General features: G+C 62.1%; 17 protein-coding genes. 13 read left to right on the top strand and 4 right to left on the bottom strand.

Features of this window, described 5'->3' with window-relative positions:
* The first annotated feature begins 191 nt into the window (after positions 1-191).
* The 7 genes from argE to V7Q10_RS03860 all read left to right on the top strand — a co-directional run bounded on the left by argE (position 192) and on the right by V7Q10_RS03860 (position 8130).
* Positions 192-1349, top strand: coding sequence for an acetylornithine deacetylase (argE, locus tag V7Q10_RS03830; RefSeq protein WP_333867720.1), 1158 nt, complete (start codon positions 192-194; stop codon positions 1347-1349).
* Positions 1346-2689 (top strand): NAD(P)/FAD-dependent oxidoreductase, encoded by a 1344-nt coding sequence (locus tag V7Q10_RS03835; protein ID WP_333867721.1) that lies wholly within the window; start codon positions 1346-1348, stop codon positions 2687-2689. Before argE ends, V7Q10_RS03835 begins: the two co-directional genes overlap by 4 nt.
* Positions 2690-2791: 102 nt before the next feature.
* Positions 2792-4039 (top strand): Hsp70 family protein, encoded by a 1248-nt coding sequence (locus V7Q10_RS03840; protein WP_333867722.1) that lies wholly within the window; start codon positions 2792-2794, stop codon positions 4037-4039.
* Between the two features lie 58 nt (positions 4040-4097).
* On the top strand, positions 4098-5270 hold the full coding sequence (locus V7Q10_RS03845) for a M20 aminoacylase family protein (RefSeq protein WP_333867723.1): 1173 nt from the start codon (positions 4098-4100) through the stop codon (positions 5268-5270).
* Between the two features lie 9 nt (positions 5271-5279).
* Positions 5280-6446 (top strand): M20 aminoacylase family protein, encoded by a 1167-nt coding sequence (locus V7Q10_RS03850; protein WP_333867724.1) that lies wholly within the window; start codon positions 5280-5282, stop codon positions 6444-6446.
* Between the two features lie 176 nt (positions 6447-6622).
* Positions 6623-7285, top strand: coding sequence for a rhodanese-like domain-containing protein (locus V7Q10_RS03855; protein ID WP_333867725.1), 663 nt, complete (start codon positions 6623-6625; stop codon positions 7283-7285).
* Entirely contained in the window at positions 7282-8130 is an 849-nt protein-coding gene (locus V7Q10_RS03860) for a LysM peptidoglycan-binding domain-containing protein (RefSeq protein ID WP_333867726.1), read from the top strand. The genes V7Q10_RS03855 and V7Q10_RS03860 overlap by 4 nt, the downstream gene beginning before the upstream one ends.
* On the opposite strand, the gene moaA is transcribed toward V7Q10_RS03860, so the two are convergent.
* A complete protein-coding gene (gene moaA / locus V7Q10_RS03865; protein WP_333867727.1) occupies positions 8131-9135 on the bottom strand; it encodes a GTP 3',8-cyclase MoaA in 1005 nt (334 codons plus the stop codon). It abuts the gene before it with no gap.
* An 85-nt stretch (positions 9136-9220) separates the two neighbouring features.
* Here moaA and V7Q10_RS03870 point away from each other — a divergent pair, with 85 nt between their 5' ends.
* Complete coding sequence (locus V7Q10_RS03870) at positions 9221-9643, top strand: hypothetical protein (protein WP_333867728.1); 423 nt, start codon at positions 9221-9223, stop codon at positions 9641-9643.
* A 7-nt stretch (positions 9644-9650) separates the two neighbouring features.
* Here the strand turns inward: V7Q10_RS03870 and V7Q10_RS03875 are convergent, their stop codons facing one another.
* The 3 genes from V7Q10_RS03875 to glmU are packed head-to-tail and all read right to left on the bottom strand — an operon-like array spanning position 9651 to position 13498.
* On the bottom strand, positions 9651-10322 hold the full coding sequence (locus tag V7Q10_RS03875; RefSeq protein WP_333867729.1) for a DNA alkylation repair protein: 672 nt from the start codon (positions 10320-10322) through the stop codon (positions 9651-9653).
* Positions 10319-12148 carry a glutamine--fructose-6-phosphate transaminase (isomerizing) gene (glmS, locus tag V7Q10_RS03880; RefSeq protein WP_333867730.1) on the bottom strand — a complete coding sequence of 610 codons (1830 nt, stop codon included), beginning with the start codon at positions 12146-12148 and terminating at the stop codon, positions 10319-10321. Before glmS ends, V7Q10_RS03875 begins: the two co-directional genes overlap by 4 nt.
* The gene (glmU, locus tag V7Q10_RS03885; protein WP_333867731.1) at positions 12149-13498 is read right to left on the bottom strand and encodes a bifunctional UDP-N-acetylglucosamine diphosphorylase/glucosamine-1-phosphate N-acetyltransferase GlmU; all 1350 of its coding nucleotides are present in this window, start codon (positions 13496-13498) and stop codon (positions 12149-12151) included. It abuts the gene before it with no gap.
* Positions 13499-13582: 84 nt separating this feature from the next.
* On the opposite strand from glmU, the gene V7Q10_RS03890 reads away from it, so the two are divergent.
* The 5 genes from V7Q10_RS03890 to V7Q10_RS03910 all read left to right on the top strand — a co-directional run bounded on the left by V7Q10_RS03890 (position 13583) and on the right by V7Q10_RS03910 (position 17902).
* A complete protein-coding gene (locus V7Q10_RS03890; protein ID WP_333867732.1) occupies positions 13583-14257 on the top strand; it encodes an HAD hydrolase-like protein in 675 nt (224 codons plus the stop codon).
* Positions 14254-15501, top strand: coding sequence for a TCR/Tet family MFS transporter (locus V7Q10_RS03895; protein WP_333867733.1), 1248 nt, complete (start codon positions 14254-14256; stop codon positions 15499-15501). Before V7Q10_RS03890 ends, V7Q10_RS03895 begins: the two co-directional genes overlap by 4 nt.
* Positions 15498-16733, top strand: coding sequence for a DegT/DnrJ/EryC1/StrS family aminotransferase (locus V7Q10_RS03900; RefSeq protein WP_333867734.1), 1236 nt, complete (start codon positions 15498-15500; stop codon positions 16731-16733). Before V7Q10_RS03895 ends, V7Q10_RS03900 begins: the two co-directional genes overlap by 4 nt.
* Positions 16734-17012: 279 nt before the next feature.
* A complete protein-coding gene (locus tag V7Q10_RS03905; protein ID WP_333867735.1) occupies positions 17013-17378 on the top strand; it encodes an NADH-quinone oxidoreductase subunit A in 366 nt (121 codons plus the stop codon).
* Positions 17369-17902, top strand: coding sequence for a NuoB/complex I 20 kDa subunit family protein (locus V7Q10_RS03910; RefSeq protein ID WP_333867736.1), 534 nt, complete (start codon positions 17369-17371; stop codon positions 17900-17902). Before V7Q10_RS03905 ends, V7Q10_RS03910 begins: the two co-directional genes overlap by 10 nt.
* Positions 17903-17910: the final 8 nt, after the last annotated feature.

Consider the following 17910-nt stretch of genomic DNA (forward strand, 5'->3'; position numbering starts at 1 on the left):
AATACAGGCGATGTTTCCCGCCCTTGGATTGTGCAGGAAGTCTTTCCGATTTCCCCCAAGGTATCAATCCCGAAATTTGACCAAATAACAGAAATATTTTTCGCCACATCGTGTGGTTGCATCGGCGTTTTGTGCGTCTTGACACCCTGCGCGGCGCGGCTCAGGCTTGGCGTGCAAGAACGAGGTAAGCCATGCAAGAGATGACGTCGCGTCAAATACTGGATCAGTTGGTCAGCTTTCCAACCGTCAGCCGGGGCAGCAACCTCGCATTGATTGATTGGCTGGAAGCCTATCTTGCCAGCCATGGCATCGAAAGCCACCGCCACTGGAATGAAGACCGCAGCAAGGCAGCACTTTTCGCCCATGTAGGCCCTTGGGAGGCAGGCGGCGTGGTGCTGTCGGGGCATTCGGATGTGGTGCCGGTGGATGGGCAGGACTGGACCAGCGACCCTTGGGTGGTGACCGAACGTGATGGCCGCCTTTATGGCCGCGGCACCTGCGATATGAAGGGCTATGTAGCCCTTTCGATCTGGGCCTTGGTGCAAGCCCATAAACGCGGCGTTACGCGGCCACTGCAACTGGCGCTGTCTTATGACGAAGAGATTGGCTGCACCGGCGCCCCGCCAATGATTGCCACCATGCAGCAGATCTTGCCGCAGGCCAGTGTCGCGGTGATCGGCGAGCCAAGCAGCATGGGGCTGATCAATGGCCACAAGGGCGGCACCGGATTTCACGTGCATGTTAAAGGCTACGAGGTGCATTCCTCGCTGCTGCCCTACGGCGTCAGCGCCATCATGGAAGGCGCGCGGCTGATCGGCTGGATCAACGCCAAAAACGCCGAGATCCAAGCCCGCCCGGCCTCTGCTGCGGCTGCGACCTTCCATCCGCCCTTCACCACGCTGCATGTCGGCATGATCTCGGGTGGCACCGCGCATAACATCACCGCAGGCGACTGCCGCTTTGCCGTCGAGATGCGGGTGGTGCCCGATGAGGACATCACCGCCTTGGCCGCCGAATTCGAGGCAGAGGCCGCAAGGCTTGATGCCGCCCTCAAGGCGGTCAACCCGCAAGCCGGCGTCACCCTGACGCGGTTTTTCAACGTGCCGGGCCTGAAACCCGAAAGCGAAGGTCCGGCCGAAGCCTTGGTACGCCGCCTGACAGGGGCCAATGCCGCCGGCGTGGTGTCTTACGGCACCGAAGCCGGTCAGTTCCAAGATGCAGGCTATTCGGCCGTCATCTGCGGCCCCGGCGACATCGCGCAAGCGCATCAGGTCGACGAATATCTTGAACTTTCAGAATGGCAGGCCGGCCAACGCTTTATGCTCGCCCTGCTCGAGGATCTGCGGTGAGCTTCCCGATTTCCGAGGCCACGCCACTGCGCTTTGCCCCGACCTTGCCCAAGGCCTGCGATGTGGTGGTGCTGGGCGGCGGCGTGATCGGGGTGATGACGGCCTGGTATCTGGCCGAGCAGGGCCTGCGCGTCGTGCTGTGCGAAAAGGGCCGCATCGCCGGCGAGCAATCCTCGCGCAACTGGGGCTGGATCCGCCAACAGGGCCGCGATCTGGCCGAATTGCCGATCATGATGGAAAGCCTGTCAATCTGGAAAAGCCTCGCCGCCGAATTTGGCCCCGCTTTGGGCTTTGCCCAAGAGGGCGTGCTTTACCCCGCCCGCAGCGCAGCCGAGCTGGCAGGCTTTGACGCCTGGCGCGCCGAGGCGCAGGGGCATGGGCTGCAAAGCCAAATGCTGACCCGCGCGCAGATTGCAGACCAAATCGCGGGGCTGGCGGCGCCTTGGCTGGGGGGGCTCTTCACCGCCTCTGATGCGCGCGCCGAACCCGCCACAGCGGTGCCCTTGCTGGCCGCAGGTGCCGTGGCACGCGGCGCGGTGCTGGTGGAAAACTGCGCGCTGCGCCGGCTTGACCGCGCAGGCGGCCGCATCACCGGCGTCTTTACCGAACAAGGCCGCATCGCCTGCGATCAGGTGGTGGTGGCAGGCGGGGCCTGGTCCGCGCTTTTCCTGCGCGCCGAGGGCATCTCACTGCCGCAGCTTGCGGTGCTGGCCAGTGTGGCAGCGACCGAAAGCCTGCCACAGGTCTTTGCCGGCAATGTCGCCGATGACCGCTTTGCCTTTCGCCGCAGACAAGACGGCGGCTATACCATCGCCCCTGGCGCAAGCCATGATTTCTTCATCGGCCCCGATGCCTTTCGCCATCTGCCAAAATACCTGCCCGTTCTGAAAAAAGACTTCAAATCAACAACCTTCCGCGCCGCAGCCCCCAAAGCCTTCCCCGACGCTTGGGGCACCAAACGCCACTGGCAAGCCGACGAGGCCTCGCCCTTCGAAGCAATGCGCGTGCTCAACCCCGCGCCCAATCTTGCCACCCTGGCCCAAGTGCAAAAGGATTTCGCCGCAGCCCTGCCAGCGCTTGGCCGGCCAAAACTGCGCGCCGCTTGGGCCGGTATGATCGACACCATGCCCGATGTGGTGCCGGTGATCGACCGCGCGCCCGGCCTTGACGGGCTGATCATCGCCACAGGTCTCAGCGGCCACGGCTTTGGCATCGGCCCCGGCATGGGCCGCGTCATCGCCGATCTGGTCAGCGGCCGCGCCATTGGCCATGATCTGCACCGCTTTCGCGCCTCCCGCTTCACCGATGGCAGCCGCCCCACGACGGGCCCCTCGCTCTAGCGCTTTCATCTTGGCCTAAATATCCCCGCCGGAGGCAGCCGAGCTTTGCTTTACAAGCCCCAGCCACAGGACTAAACGCGGCGTTTTGGTCTGGGGAATGCGATGACACTCTATTGCGGAATCGACTTTGGCACCTCGAATTCCACCGTCGCTTTGGCCGATGATACCCGCGCTTGGCTGCTGCCGCTGGAAGGCGAGGCTGCCACACTGCCCTCGGCGGTGTTTTGGGATGCCGATGGCGGCGCGCCCGAATATGGCCGTGCGGCCATGGCGGCTTATCTGCGCGGCGAAGATGGCCGCTTGATGCGCGGGCTCAAAAGCACGCTTGGCTCGGGCCTGATCGACGAGCGCACCGCCGTGGGCCGCCGCGCGGTGTCCTTCCGCGAGGTTCTTGCGCGCTTCTTGCAGCATATGACGGAAAAGCTGCGCCAAGCCGCGCCGCTCAGCCGCGTGGTCTTGGGGCGTCCGGTGCATTTTGTCGATGGCGATGCCGCAGGCGATGCCAAGGCCCAAGCCGTGCTCGAGGAAATCGCCCGCGCGCTGGGCTTTAGCGATGTGGCCTTTCAATACGAACCCATTGCCGCCGCCCTGCAATACGAGCAAAGCGTTTCGGCCGAAGAATTGGTGCTGATCGTGGATATCGGCGGCGGTACCTCGGATTTCTCGATCGTGCGGGTCTCGCCGGATCGCGCGGCGGCTGTGGATCGGGCTGGTGATATTCTGGCCAATGACGGCATTCGCGTCGGCGGCACCGATTTTGACCGCCTGCTCAGTCTGGCCGAGGTAATGCCGCTTTTGGGCTATAAGGCCTCGGTGCGCGGGGGCGCGGGCTTGATGCCGAACCACTATTTTCTGGATCTTGCGACATGGCACCGCATCAACGGGCTTTACACCCAGCGCGTTGCCGCCGATCTGAAAGCCCTGCGCCGCGACGTCGATCGCGGCGAGTTGTTAGACCGGATGATGAAAGTCGTTGAAGATCGCAGCGGCCACGCGCTTGCCATGGCGGTCGAGGCCGCCAAGATAGCACTTTCGGGGGCAGAGTTTACCCGCCTTGGCTTGGCCGAGCTGACAGGCGGCCCCAATCCGATGCTGGGGCGCGCAGCGCTGGAGGCCGCGGTTGCCCCGCCGCTTGAGCGCATCGCCCAGACCATCGGCGCGGTTCTGGCCCAAGCTGGCCTGCGGGCGGATCAGATCGGCAGCGTCTTTATGACCGGCGGCTCGAGTGGTTTGCCGGCCCTGCGCGCGCTGGTCGAGGCGGCCTTGCCGGGGGTGGCGATTGTCACGGGCGACATGCTGGGATCGGTCGGCACCGGGCTTGCTTTGGACGCGCGACGGAAATTCCGCTAATTCCGCCCTTGAAGCAAAAAGAGTTTCGGCAGAGGCTGGTGCAAAAAGGAGAGCGCCGATGGCTGTGCGGAATCGTTTTGCCGAGTTGTTGCCCGAAATCACCGGATGGCGGCACGACTTTCACGAAAACCCCGAGATCCTCTATGAGGTGCATCGCACCGCGGCCCGCGTGGCCGAGTTGTGCGAAAGCTTTGGCTGTGACGCCGTAGTCAGCGGCATTGGCCGCACTGGGGTGGTGGCGCTGATCCACGGCAAGACCAATACCTCGGGCCGTGTCATTGGCCTGCGCGCCGATATGGACGCGCTGCCGATCCACGAGATCACCGGAGCGGCCTATGCCTCGAAAGTGGCGGGCAAGATGCATGCTTGCGGCCATGACGGCCATACCTCGATCCTTTTGGGGGCGGCAAAATATCTGGCCGAGACCCGCAATTTCGACGGCAGCGTGGCGCTGATCTTCCAGCCCGCCGAAGAAGGCGGGGCAGGGGCCAAGGCGATGATTGACGACGGGCTGATGGAGCGCTTTGGCATCAGCGAGGTCTACGGGCTGCACAATGCCCCCGGCCTGCCGGTTGGGCAATTTGCCATCCGCTCGGGTCCGCTGATGGCTTCGGCGGATGAATTCACCATCCGTCTGACCGGCAAAGGCGGCCATGCCGCAGAACCGCACCGCTCGATTGATACCACGCTGGTGGGCTGTCACATCGTGGTGGCGCTGCAATCGGTGGTCTCGCGCAATATCGACCCGCTCGACGCGGTGGTGGTGACGGTGGGCACCTTTCAGACCGACAGCAGTGCCTCAAATGTCATCGCCAATACCGTGGTGATGGAGGGCACGGTGCGCACGCTGGACAATGCAGCGCGTGACACCGCCGAAGAGCGGGTGCGCGCGATTGTCACCTCGACCGCCGCTGCCTTTGGCGCGCAGGTGCAGATCGACTACCAGCGCGGCTATCCGGTGACGGTGAATGCGGCGCAAAATACCGAATATGCCGCCCAAGCGGCGGCCGAGGTGGCAGGCGGCGTTCAGCGCGACATCAAACCGATCATGCCGGCGGAAGATTTCTCTTATATGCTCGAGGCCCGCCCCGGCGCCTATATCTTCCTTGGCAATGGCGATTCTGCGATGTGCCACCACCCCGCCTATGATTTCAATGATGAAGCGATCCCCGCCGGATGCAGCTTTTTCGTAACCCTTGTCGAGCAGCGCTTGCCGCTCGATCTGACCTAGAGGTGCCCGATGGCCGTTAAGAACCGTTTTGCCGAGATGCTGCCCGAAATCGCAGGCTGGCGTCAGGATTTCCACGAAAACCCCGAGCTGTTGTTCGAAGTGCATCGCACCGCGGGCAAAGTGGCAGAGCTGTGCCGCAGCTTTGGCTGTGACGAGGTCACCGAAGGCATCGGCCGCACCGGCGTGGTGGTGGTGATCAAGGGCAAGACCGACACATCGGGTCGGGTGATTGGCCTGCGCGCCGATATGGACGCGCTGCCGATCAACGAGCAAACCGGCGTCGCCTATGCCAGCAAGACCCCGGGCAAGATGCATGCTTGCGGTCATGACGGGCATACCTCGATGCTGTTGGGGGCGGCGAAATATCTGGCCGAGACCCGCAACTTTGACGGCACCGCTGTGCTGATCTTCCAACCCGCCGAAGAGGGCGGCGGTGGCGGGCGCGAGATGTGTGCCGATGGCATGATGGACCGTTGGGGCATTCAAGAGGTTTACGGCATGCACAATATGCCGGGGATTCCGGTTGGCCATTTCGCCATTCGACCCGGTGCGATGATGGCCGCCGCCGATCAGTTTGAAATCACCGTCACCGGCAAGGGTGGCCATGCCGCCAAACCGCATGACTGTATCGACACCACCGTGGTGGCCGCCCATATTATCGTGGCGCTGCAAACCATCGCCTCGCGCGGGGTGGATCCGCTGAAACAGGTCGTGGTTTCGGTCTGCACCGTGGCGACTGACAGCACCGCGCATAACGTCATCCCGCAGGTGGTCAAGATGAAGGGCACCGTGCGCACGATGGATTTCGGCGTGCAGGATTATGTGCAGCAGCGGGTGACCGAGATCGCCGAGGGCACCGCCGCCGCCTTGGGTGCGCGTGCCGTGGTCGACTATCAGCGCGGCTATCCGGTGACGGTGAATGCGCCCGAAAACACCGATTACGCCGCCGAAGTGGCGCGCGCGGTTTCGGGTCAGGTCGATACCGACACAGCGCCTTTGATGGGGGCCGAGGATTTCAGCTTTATGCTGCTGGAACGCCCAGGCGCCTATATCTTCCTTGGCAATGGCGACACCGCGATGGTGCATCACCCCGCCTATAACTTTGACGACAATGCGATCCCCTTTGGCTCAAGCTGGTATGCCGGCATGGTCGAGACGCGGATGCCTGCGGCCTGAAAATCAACGACAACAACGCAAGCGCGGCTGCTTTGACGGGTGTCAGGGCAGCCGTTTGCTTTTGCGGGTTGAAACCTTGCGGGGGCGGTGTCAATATTTAGACGGATGTTTGTAAGATGCTACAGCCTGCCAGCTGTATGCGGATATTTAGCGGTGCTGTTGGGGATTCATTCAAGATGTTGGTTTTGTTGCGTGGCTTCTGCCTTGGGCTTGCGGGCTCTGTGGCGGTTTTTATCGGGGCCAGCGGTGTTAAAGCCCAGGCCGTGGGGCTGACCGAAAAGATGGCCGAGGCGCGGATTGCGCTTGATGGCCGCGAGATTGTAATCGCGCGAAACCAAGACGAAACCGCGACGATCGCTGGCGATTTTTCCAAGACGTCAAGAGCTTGCCCGCCGTTTTGCTTGCAGCCGATCGCGCCGGTTTCGGGGGTTGATACCTATGGCGAGCTGGAGCTGATCGGGTTTTTGCAAGACAAGGTCGCAGCGGGCACAGGGGTGTTGATTGACGCGCGTCTGCCCGAATGGTTCGCCAAGGGCAGCATTCCTGCGGCGATCAATCTGCCTTTTGCTACACTGGCCTCGGACAATCCCTACCGCAACGATATTCTGATCGCGCTGGGCGCCAAGCCCTTGGGGGGCGAGTCGTTTGATTTCTCGGACGCGCTGGACATGCTGGTGTTTTGCAACGGCATCTGGAGCGATCAGGCGATGCGGGCGCTACGAGCGCTGCGCGGGGCGGGGTATCCGATGGAAAAACTGCACTATTATCGGGGCGGCATGCAGGATTGGCAGATTTTAGGGCTGACTGTTGTTGCGCCCAAGTCGGCGGCGGCACCATGACGCGGGCTCTGGGGATTTATTTTTGCATCAGTCTGGCCATGCTTTCGGTGATTTTGGGCTTTCCGTTCAAAATTTTGCCAGATCGGCAGGCGTCAGCGGTGCCGGTTGCCGCGGCTGTCAGCAAATCCGTCAATGATCCGGTGCCGGTGCTGGTTGCAGAGCCTGCCGCGCCCGCCTCGGCTGCGGCGGCTTTGACGGCGGTGCTGGCCAAGCCCGTGGTGCGCGGTGGTGCTGCGGGTTTGGATGAGGCGACAACGGCGATTTTGTCAGACCTTTCGGTGCTGCCCGCCGCGGCGCAAAGCGCTGATCCAAGCGGTCTGCGCGAGATGTCCTCAAGCGCGCTGACAGCCCTGCGAGCGCTGCGAGGTCAGCCAGAGGTTGCGGTGCCCACCTTGGAAACGCTGGTCTCCAAGGCGCTGCGCGAGGGGCAGACTGACGCTTATATCAACACTTTGGTGAATGAGGCGGCGGGCAAGGGCGAAATCTCGGTACCCTCGGCGCTGATCACTTCGGATGGGCGGGTGGATACGGCTGTGCTGTTGTCAAACCTTGTCACCAAGGCGCAGGTGGCGGCGGGCACGCTGGCCGAGACGCGGCCGCAAGATGTGGTGGCAGGGGGCGCAGGGGTCGAGGTGCGCATGGTGCAAAAGGCGATTGGCAGCGCGGAAAGCCATCAGTTCTACACTGTTCTGGCTGGTGACAGCCTTGGGTCAATCGCACTGAAGTTTTACGGCAACGTCAGCTATTACCCAGCAATTTTCAACGCAAACCGCGCGCTTTTGTCCAGCCCAGACAAGCTGAAGGTCGGCCAGCGGCTGGTGGTGCCTTCGCCCGACCAGCTGTAATCAGCCGCCCGTGTGCGACATGTGGCGGCTCATCTGGCCCTTTATCGCTTGGCGTGAATAATCAAAGTCATGGCCCTTGGGCTTGCGGGCAATGGCGTCGCGGATCGCGGTTTCCAGATCGGTGTTTTGCGCGCTTGCCCGCAGCGGCGCGCGCAGGTCGGCCATGTCTTCTTGACCTAGACACATGTACAACTCGCCGGTGCAGGTCAGCCGCACGCGGTTGCAACTTTCGCAAAAGTTATGCGTCAGCGGCGTGATAAAGCCGATGCGCTGTCCGGTTTCGGCCAGCCGCACATAGCGCGCAGGGCCGCCGGTGCTGTCGGGCAGATCTATCAGGGTAAAGCGGGTCGCCAGCGTCGCGCGCAGGTCTTTCAGCGGCCAATATTGATCCAGACGGCCAACATCGCCCATCTCGCCCATCGGCATGACTTCGATAAAGGTCAGATCATGGCCCTCGCGCGCGCACCACTCGGCCAGCGAGAACAGTTCATTCTCGTTAAACCCCTTCAGCGCCACCGCGTTGATTTTCACCTGCATGCCAGCGGCTTTCGCGGCCTCGATCCCGTCCAGCACTTGCGGCAGGCGGCCCCAGCGGGTGATCTCGGCGAATTTCGCGGGATCCAGCGTATCAAGCGAGACATTGATGCGTTTGACCCCGCAAGCCGCCAGTTCAGCCGCATATTTGCGCAACTGGCTGCCGTTGGTGGTCAGCGTCAGCTCTTTCAGCGCGCCCGATTGCAGGTGCCGCGCCATGGCCTCGAAAAACGTCATGATGCCCTTGCGCACCAAAGGCTCGCCGCCGGTGATGCGCAGCTTTTGCACCCCCATGCCGACAAAGGCCGAACAGAGCCGATCCAGCTCTTCCAGCGTCAGCAGCTCTGCCTTGGGCAGAAAGGTCATATGTTCGGTCATGCAATAGGCGCAGCGAAAATCGCAGCGGTCGGTGACCGAAACGCGCAGATACGATATGGCGCGGGCGAAGGGATCAATCAAAGGTGTTTGCATGACCAGAACCTAGGGCGGGCAGGGCGTGGCGGCAAGGTCGAAAGCGGCGGTTGCGCAAGCGCGGGCGGCAGACTAACGTCGTAGAATGAAACATTTCCTGTTTGTCGCCAGTTTGACTGTTCCTTTGCTTTCGGCCTGTGGGGCAATGTCGCCACAGCAGCAGCCCGCACCGCAGCTGTTGCCTGCGATGTCGCAAGGTTCATCGCCTGCCCGATTGGACAGCGCCACGCTGGCGCAGACCAAGGCGGCGCTGGCGCCTGCTGCGGCAGCGGGGCGGATGTTGGGCCGCGCGGTGGTGGGTCTTGGCAGCCCCGCAGAGGCGGGGTTCTGGGTGCAATCGGCGTTGATCCCAAGGCCAGGCAAGGGCCGCGTTGTCAGCGCCAGCGGCGCTTCGGTCAGCGTCGATCTTTTGCCGACAACCGGGGCGGCAAGCCTGTCTTTCTCGGCGTTTCGGGCTTTAGGCTTTGCGCTGACTGACCTGCCGGAAGTGTCGATCTACGCGCAATAGCGGGCGCCTAGATATATTGTGCCGCCTCTTTGCGCGCGAAGGTTTTCATCCTGTCGCCATGGTCGGCCAGAAACGCCTCGGTTCGCGCGGGGTCGTGTTTCGACAGATCCCGCAGCCACCACGCCACCGCTTTTTGGATGAACCAATCGCGGTCGCTGCAATAGCCCTCGGCCCAACCAAGGATGCGGTCGCGCGCCTCCAGCTCGGCGGGTTTGGGAAAGTTTTGCTTGGTAAAGCACAGCGTGGCAACCAAAGCCGCGCGGCGGGTCCACATGTTTGGCGAAGTGGTCCAGCCTTCAACCACATCCAGCCGCGCAGGCTCTGCCGCGATGCGCTTTTGTGCGGCGATGCAGACATGATCGGCCAAGGCCCAAGCGTCAAAGTCGGGCACCCAAGTGCAGATCAGATCCCAAACGCCATCATCTGGGGTGATGCGGGCTTGGGTCAGCAGTTTGGCGGCAGCGACGCGGGCGTCGTGGATATTGCTGTCCCAAAGGTCGGAGGCCAGCTGCACCCGCGCCTCTAGCTCCAGCTCGGCGCGCCACGCCTTGGTCAGCTCTTCGATCTGCGGCACCCGCAGGCCAAGGTAGGGGCGATCCACCTTATGATAGGCCAAGGCTTCGGCGGCCTGAGAGGCATCGGCAAGCGCGTGCAGTTGCGCAAGGGCGGATTGGATCATTCTACGGTCACAGACTTGGCTAGGTTGCGGGGTTGGTCGACATCGGTGCCTTTGGCAATCGCGGTGTGATAGGCCAAAAGCTGTGCGGGCAGCGCGTAAAGGATCGGCGCAAAGGCGTCAGCGACCTGCGGCATGGTCAGGGTGCGCCAGCAGCCTTCGCCCGCCTCGGCAATGCCCTGCGCGTCCGAGATCAGCAGCACCTTGCCGTGGCGCGCCATCACCTCTTGCATGTTCGAGACGGTCTTTTCAAACAAAGCATCGCGCGGGGCCAGAACGATGACGGGCACGCGGTTGTCGATCAAGGCGATGGGGCCGTGCTTCAGTTCACCTGATGCATAACCTTCGGCGTGTATATAGCTGATTTCCTTCAGCTTTAGCGCGCCTTCCAGGGCCAGCGGATACATAGCACCCCGCCCCAGAAACAGCACGTCCTGCGCCTCGGCCAGCTCTTCTGCGATGGCGGAAATCGCCGGCGACAGCGCCAGCGCGTGGTTCATCAAACCGGGCAAGGCCGCCAAATCGCCAAGGTGTTTGGCCAAGCCCGCCGCATCCAGCCGACCGCGATCTTGCGCGGCCTTCAGCGCCAAAAGCGCCAAGGTGATCAGCTGGCAGGTAAAGGCTTTGGTCGAGGCCACGCCCACCTCGACCCCCGCCATGATCGGCAGGGCAAGATCGGCTTCGCGCGCGATGGAAGAGGTCGGCACATTGACCACGGCCACGATCTTGGCGACCTTGTCGCGGGTATAGCGCAGGGCTGCCAAAGTGTCGGCGGTTTCGCCCGATTGGCTGACAAACAGCGCCCATTGCTGCGGCGACAGTGGCGGCTCGCGATAGCGGAATTCCGAGGCGATGTCGATTTCCACGGCGATGCCGGCGATCTGTTCAAACCAGTATTTCGCGATATGGGTGGCATAAGATGCGGTGCCGCAGGCCACCATGGTGATGCGGTCGACGCCGCTAAAATCCACCTCGGCCGGAAGCCGCAGCGCGGGCAAGGCGTCTTGGCCCGATGTCACATAGCGGCGCAGCGCATCGGCGATCACCACGGGCTGTTCGGCGACTTCCTTGGCCATAAAGTGCTTGTAGCCGGCCTTTTCAATGCGGGTGGCGTCCAGCTCGATCCGGGTCTCGGCGCGGTTGGCCAAGCGGTCAGCATCGTCATAGATCACAGCGCCTGCGCGGGTAATCACGGCGTAATCGCCTTCTTCAAGATAGGTGACGCGGTCGGTCATCGGCGCAAGCGCGATGGCATCCGAGCCTACAAACATCTCGCCCTCGCCATGACCAATCGCAAGCGGCGAGCCTTTGCGCGCCGCGATCATCAGATCATTCTCGCCTTCAAACAAAAAGCACAGCGCAAAGGCGCCGTGCAGCCGTTTCAGGGTCTGGCGCGCCGCCTCGAGCGGGGCAGCGCCTTGGTCGATGTAATGACGCGCCAGCAAAGCCACGGTTTCGGTATCGGTCTGCGATTCAAAGCTGAGGCCGGCAGCGGTCAGCTCGGCGCGCAGCTCGCGAAAGTTCTCGATGATGCCATTGTGCACCACCGCCACAGGGCCCGAGCGATGCGGGTGGGCATTGGTGGTGGTGGCAGCACCATGCGTGGCCCAGCGGGTGTGGCCGATGCCGGATTTGCCCGCCAAGGGTTCATGCACCAACAGATCGGACAGGTTCACCAGCTTGCCCACCGCGCGACGGCGGTCCAGCTTGCCTGCGTTCACCGTGGCGATGCCTGCGGAATCGTAGCCGCGATATTCCAGCCGCTTTAACGCCTCAACCAGCAGCGGTGCTGCCTCGTGAAGACCAAGAACCCCAACAATCCCACACATTTACGCTTTACCTTTCGCGGCTTTGATCGTTTTGAGCCGTGCCATCAGCTTGGTCGCCAGACCTGGCTTGTTCACTTGTTTGGCGCGCGCCAGTGCCACAGCCTCGGCAGGCACATCTTCGGTGATTACAGAACCAGAGGCTGTCAGCGCATCATTGCCAACACTGACAGGGGCCACCAGCATGGTAGACGATCCGATAAAGGCGCGTTTGCCGATGCGGGTGCGATGTTTCATCACCCCGTCATAGTTGCAGGTCACCGTGCCCGCGCCGATATTGCTGAATTCGCCAATATCCGCGTCGCCCAGATAGGTCAGATGGCCGACCTTGACGCCCTCATCCAAGATTGCGTTCTTGATCTCGACGAAATTGCCGACATGCACATCTTCGGCCAATTCCGCGCCCAAGCGCAGGCGGGCAAAGGGGCCGACTTGCGCACCGCGCGAGATATGGCAGCCTTCCAGATGGCAAAAACCCTTCACTTCGGCGGCGGATTCGATGGTGACACCAAGGCCGAAAAGCACATTTGGGCCGATGATCGCATCGCGGCCGATATGGGTATCAAGCGCGAAGAAAACGGTTTCGGGCGCGGTCAGGGTGACGCCATTTTCCAGCGCTTCAAGACGGGCGCGGGCCTGAAAGGCGGCCTCGGCTGCCGCCAGTTCGCGGCGGGTGTTGATGCCCAGCGTCTCGGCCTCGTCGCAGATCACCACGCCTGCCGAAAGGCCCTGCGCGCGCGCAAGCTGTGGCAGATCGGTCAGGTAGTATTCGCCTGCCGCATTGGTGTTTTCAACGCGTGTCAAAAGATCGAACATCAGCTCGGCTGATGCGCACATAACACCAGAATTACAAAGCGTTACGGCGCGTTCTTCTTCCGTTGCATCCTTATATTCGACGATCTTTTCCAAGCTCTCGCCTTGGCAGATCAGCCGGCCATAACGGCCCGGATCGCGGGCCTGAAACCCCAGCACCACCACCGAATGGCGTGCGCGCGCGTGCAAGATGGCCTCCAGCGTTTCGGGGCGAATAAAGGGCGTGTCGCCGTAAAGCACGATGACATCGCCCGACATCTTCTCCAGCAGCGGGGCTGCCATGCTGACGGCATGGGCGGTGCCCAGTTGCGGGTCTTGCAGCACGCATTCGCAGGCCTCGTCAAAGCCCTTGGCTGCGGCTTCGACCTCTGCCGCGCCGTGGCCTGTCACCACCACGATGCGCGCCGGATCAAGGCTGCGCGCGGCTGTCAGCGCATGGTGCAACAGCGGGGCTGCGGCGACTTTGTGCAACACCTTGGGCAGGTCGGAATTCATCCGCGTGCCCATGCCTGCGGCCAAAACAATAAACGAAACCGGCATGCAAGCCCCTTCCAATTCTTTTGCCCTCGTTTTACCCCGTACGGGCTGGGCCGCAAGGGGTGGTTCTTCACGCAAGGTTACAGAATGCGCACAGTGGTTTTCGATCTGGACGGCACCTTGGCAGATACCAGTGCCGATTTGCTGGCCGCCGCCAATGCTTGCTTTGAACATATGGGCCACGGCGTGGTGCTGGATGGGCGCGACACGCTGGTGGCCTTTCACGGCGGGCGGGCGATGCTGCGCACGGGGCTTGCGCGGCTGGGGGTGGCGTTTTCAGAAGACGACATCAGCCGCTATTACCCAATGCTGCTGCGGGCTTATGGCGAGGCGATAGACACCCATACCGTGCTTTATCCCGGCGTGGTGGCGGCGGTAGAGGCGCTGCGCAGCACAGGTTTTGCCACCGCGATCTGCACCAATAAGCCCGAGGCTTTGGCGGTTGAATTGGTGCGCCGTCTTGGCATCACCGATCTTTTTGGCGCGCTGGTGGGGGCCGATACCCTGCCCACGCGCAAGCCTGATCCGGCGCCATATCTAGAGGCCGTGCGCCGTGTCGGGGGCACGGTGGCGCGTTCGATGTTGATTGGCGATACCGAGACCGACCGCAAGACCGGGCTTGCCGTGGGGGTGCCGGTGGCGCTGGTGACCTTTGGCCCCGAGGGCCGCGCGATCACCCGGCTGAACCCCGAAGCGCTGCTCGAGCATTACGACGCGCTGCCCGATTTGGCGCAGCGGATCTTGGGTGCTGCGGCGCTATGAATTCTGGCGGGGTCGCGGGGCCAAATCCGAAAGCCCCCTCGCGCCATGCGATAACCTTTGTTCTGATCAGCGTTTTGCTGGATGTGGTGGGCTTTGGCCTGATCATTCCGGTTTTGCCGCAGCTGATCGAAGAGGTCGGCGGGCTGGGGCTTGCGGATGCGGCAAAAATCGGCGGCTGGATGTTCTTTGCCTTTTCGGTCGCGCAATTTGCCTGTAGCCCGCTGATGGGCAATCTGAGTGACCGTTTCGGCCGCAGACCGCTGCTGTTGTTGGCGATTGCGGGGCTTGGGCTGGACAATCTGCTGCAAGCGCTGGCCCCCAGCCTGTTTTGGCTGTTTGTGGGGCGGGTGATTGCAGGGGTTTGCGGCTCAAGCTGGGTGATTGCCAATGCCTTTATCACCGATGTCACCGCCCCCGAAGCGCGGGCCAAGTATTTTGGCCTTTTGGGCGCCTGCTTTGGCTTGGGCTTTGTGATTGGTCCGGCGATTGGCGGGCTTTTGGGCGCCTTTGGGCCAAGGGTGCCGTTTTACGTCGCGGCGGTGATTTCGGGGCTGAACCTGATCTATGGCTGGTTTGTGCTGCCCGAAACGCTTGCGCGCGAAAACCGGCGGGCCTTTCTTTGGCGCAGATCGAACCCCTTTGGCGCTTTTGCGGTGTTTCGCAGCTATAAGGGCGTGCTGCCGATGTGCGCGGTGCTGTTTGTCTATATGTTCTGCACCGCGATTTATCCCGCGATCTGGCCGTTTTGGGGCATGACGAAATTCGGCTGGTCGACGGCGATGGTGGGGGTGTCATTGGCGCTGTTTGGCATTGTGATGGCGGTGTTTCAGGGCGGTTTGGCCGGCCCCGCGGCTGCGCGTTTTGGCGAGCGCAGAATGGTGCTTTTGGGGCTGATCACCGGAGTTTTCGGCCTTTTGGGCTATGGCTTTGCTTGGGGATTGCTGCCGGTCGTGGTCTTGATGGTGCTGCACGGGCCCGAAGGCTTTGTGCATCCGATGCTGGTGGCGATGATGACCAAGAACGTGCCCGCCGATGCCCAAGGCGAATTGCAAGGCGGCATTGCGGCGATCATGAGCGTGGCGATGCTGACCGGCACGGTGTTTTTCAGCCAAAGCTTTGGCTATTTTGCCGCCCAAGGTGGCAGGTTTGCCGCCGATATTCCGTTCTTTATGGCCGCCGCGGTCTGTGCCATAGCTTTGGCACTGTATGTGCTGCTGCTGCGATCCGAGGAGAAAAAGCCATGACCCAAACCCGTTTTACCGGCAGTTTCACCCAGCAAGAACCGATTCCCGAGGAAGGCATCGCCGCCGCCTTGGCGGTTTTGCAGCATGGCCGTTTGCACCGCTATAATGTGGTCGCGGGCGAAGTGGCAGAGGCGGCGCTGTTGGAAGAAGAATTCGCAGCCCAGACCGGCGCGCGCTATTGCCTTGCGGTGGCCTCGGGCGGCTATGCCTTGGGCTGTGCCTTGCGCGCTTTGGGGGTGCAGGCGGGGGATGCGGTGTTGACCAACGCCTTCACGCTTGCGCCGGTGCCAGGGGCGATTGCCGCCTTGGGCGCGCGGCCGATCTTTGTCGAGGTGACCGAAGATCTGGTGCTGGATTTCGCCGATCTGGAGGCGAAGGCGGTTGCCAGCGGCGCGCGGGTCTTGATGTTAAGCCATATGCGCGGGCATCTGTGTGATATGGAGGCGCTGGGGACGCTTTGCGCGCGGCTGGGGCTGCAAATCGTCGAGGATTGCGCCCATACCATGGGGGCGGCTTGGAAGGGCGTGCCCTCGGGGCGGCAGGGCGTGATCGGCTGCTATTCGATGCAGACCTATAAGCATGTCAATGCAGGCGAGGGCGGCTTGCTGGTCTCGGATGATGCCGAGGTGATGGCGCGGGCGGTGCTGCTGTCGGGGTCTTATATGCTTTACGGCGCGCATCGCGCCGCCCCCAGTGCCGAGGTCTTCGAGCGGGTGCGCATGCAGGTGCCCAATGTCTCGGGGCGGATGGACAATCTGCGCGCGGCGATTTTGCGGCCGCAACTGCGGCTGCTGGCCGAGCGGGTGGCGCGCTGGAACGCGCGCTATCAAAGGCTCGAGGCCGGCTTGCAGGGCGTGGCGGGTCTGCGCTTGGTGCAACGGCCTGCCGAGGAAAGCTATGTCGGATCCTCGTTTCAGTTTTTGCTGCCCGATTGGTCGGCGGCACGCATTGGTGCGTTTTTGACCCGCACCTTGGCGCGCGGGGTCGAATTGAAATGGTTTGGCGCGCCAAATCCGGTGGCCTTTACCAGCCGCTATGATCACTGGCACTATGCCAGCGCCCAAGTGCTGCCGCAGACCGATCGCATCTTGGCAGGGCTGGTCGATATGCGGGTGCCTTTGACCTTTAGCCTGCAAGACTGCGACCTGATCGCCCAGATCATCCGCGCCGAAGCGCTGGCGGTGGGGCAGGGGCCAGAGCCAGAGGCGGCAGAGCTGCCGGTTATTCAATAGCTTCATCTGGCAGAAAAGAATCTGTTGCCGATCAATAGCCTTGCCCGCACAGGGCCTGCCTAAATCTGCACCCACTTGCCCGATTGGCCCGCACAAAGCCCACGCTAGTGCGGGGCCTGTCGCCGACAAGCCTAGAATTCGACAAATCCAGTTGCTGCAAGTGCATCTTTTCCTGCTTGCTTTAGTTGACCCCGCGCGGGTCGAAGGATAAACGATGCGCAAGAGAGCGCAGAGGCTATGTTGCTTTGGGCGCATAATCGTAAGCAGAAGGAGCTTCTCGTGGACCATCTTCTCCGTGAGTATCTGCCGATCCTGATTCTTCTCGCTATTGCTGTTGGCCTTGGCCTTGTGCTGATCTTGGCTGCCGCTGTGATCGCGGTACGCAATCCCGATCCGGAAAAAGTCTCGGCCTATGAGTGCGGCTTTAACGCCTTTGACGATGCGCGGATGAAGTTTGACGTTCGGTTCTATTTGGTATCGATTCTGTTCATCATCTTTGACCTAGAGGTCGCCTTCCTGTTCCCTTGGGCTGTGGCCTTTGGACAGATCAGCATGGTGGGCTTTTGGTCGATGATGGTGTTTTTGACCGTGCTGACAGTAGGCTTTGCCTATGAGTGGAAGAAGGGGGCCTTGGAATGGGCGTGATGACCGGAGCCAATCAGGCAGGGGCTGACCGCGAGGTTGCCACCCAAGCGCTGAATGCCGAGTTGCAGGACAAGGGCTTTCTGCTGACCTCGACCGAAGATATCATCAACTGGGCGCGCAATGGCTCGCTGCATTGGATGACCTTTGGTCTGGCCTGCTGTGCGGTCGAGATGATGCATACCTCGATGCCGCGCTATGATCTGGAACGCTTTGGCACCGCGCCGCGCGCCTCTCCGCGCCAGTCTGATCTGATGATCGTGGCCGGCACGCTGACCAACAAAATGGCGCCAGCGCTGCGCAAGGTTTACGACCAGATGCCAGAGCCACGCTATGTGATCTCGATGGGCTCTTGTGCCAATGGCGGCGGCTATTACCACTATAGCTATTCGGTGGTGCGCGGCTGTGACCGGATCGTTCCGGTTGACATCTATGTGCCCGGCTGCCCGCCCACGGCCGAGGCGCTGCTTTATGGTATCTTGCAGTTGCAGCGGAAAATCCGCCGCACCGGCACGCTGGTTCGCTGAGGGATGGA

This window comes from Cypionkella sp. (genome assembly GCF_036782355.1).
Classification (GTDB): Bacteria; Pseudomonadota; Alphaproteobacteria; order Rhodobacterales; family Rhodobacteraceae; genus Cypionkella.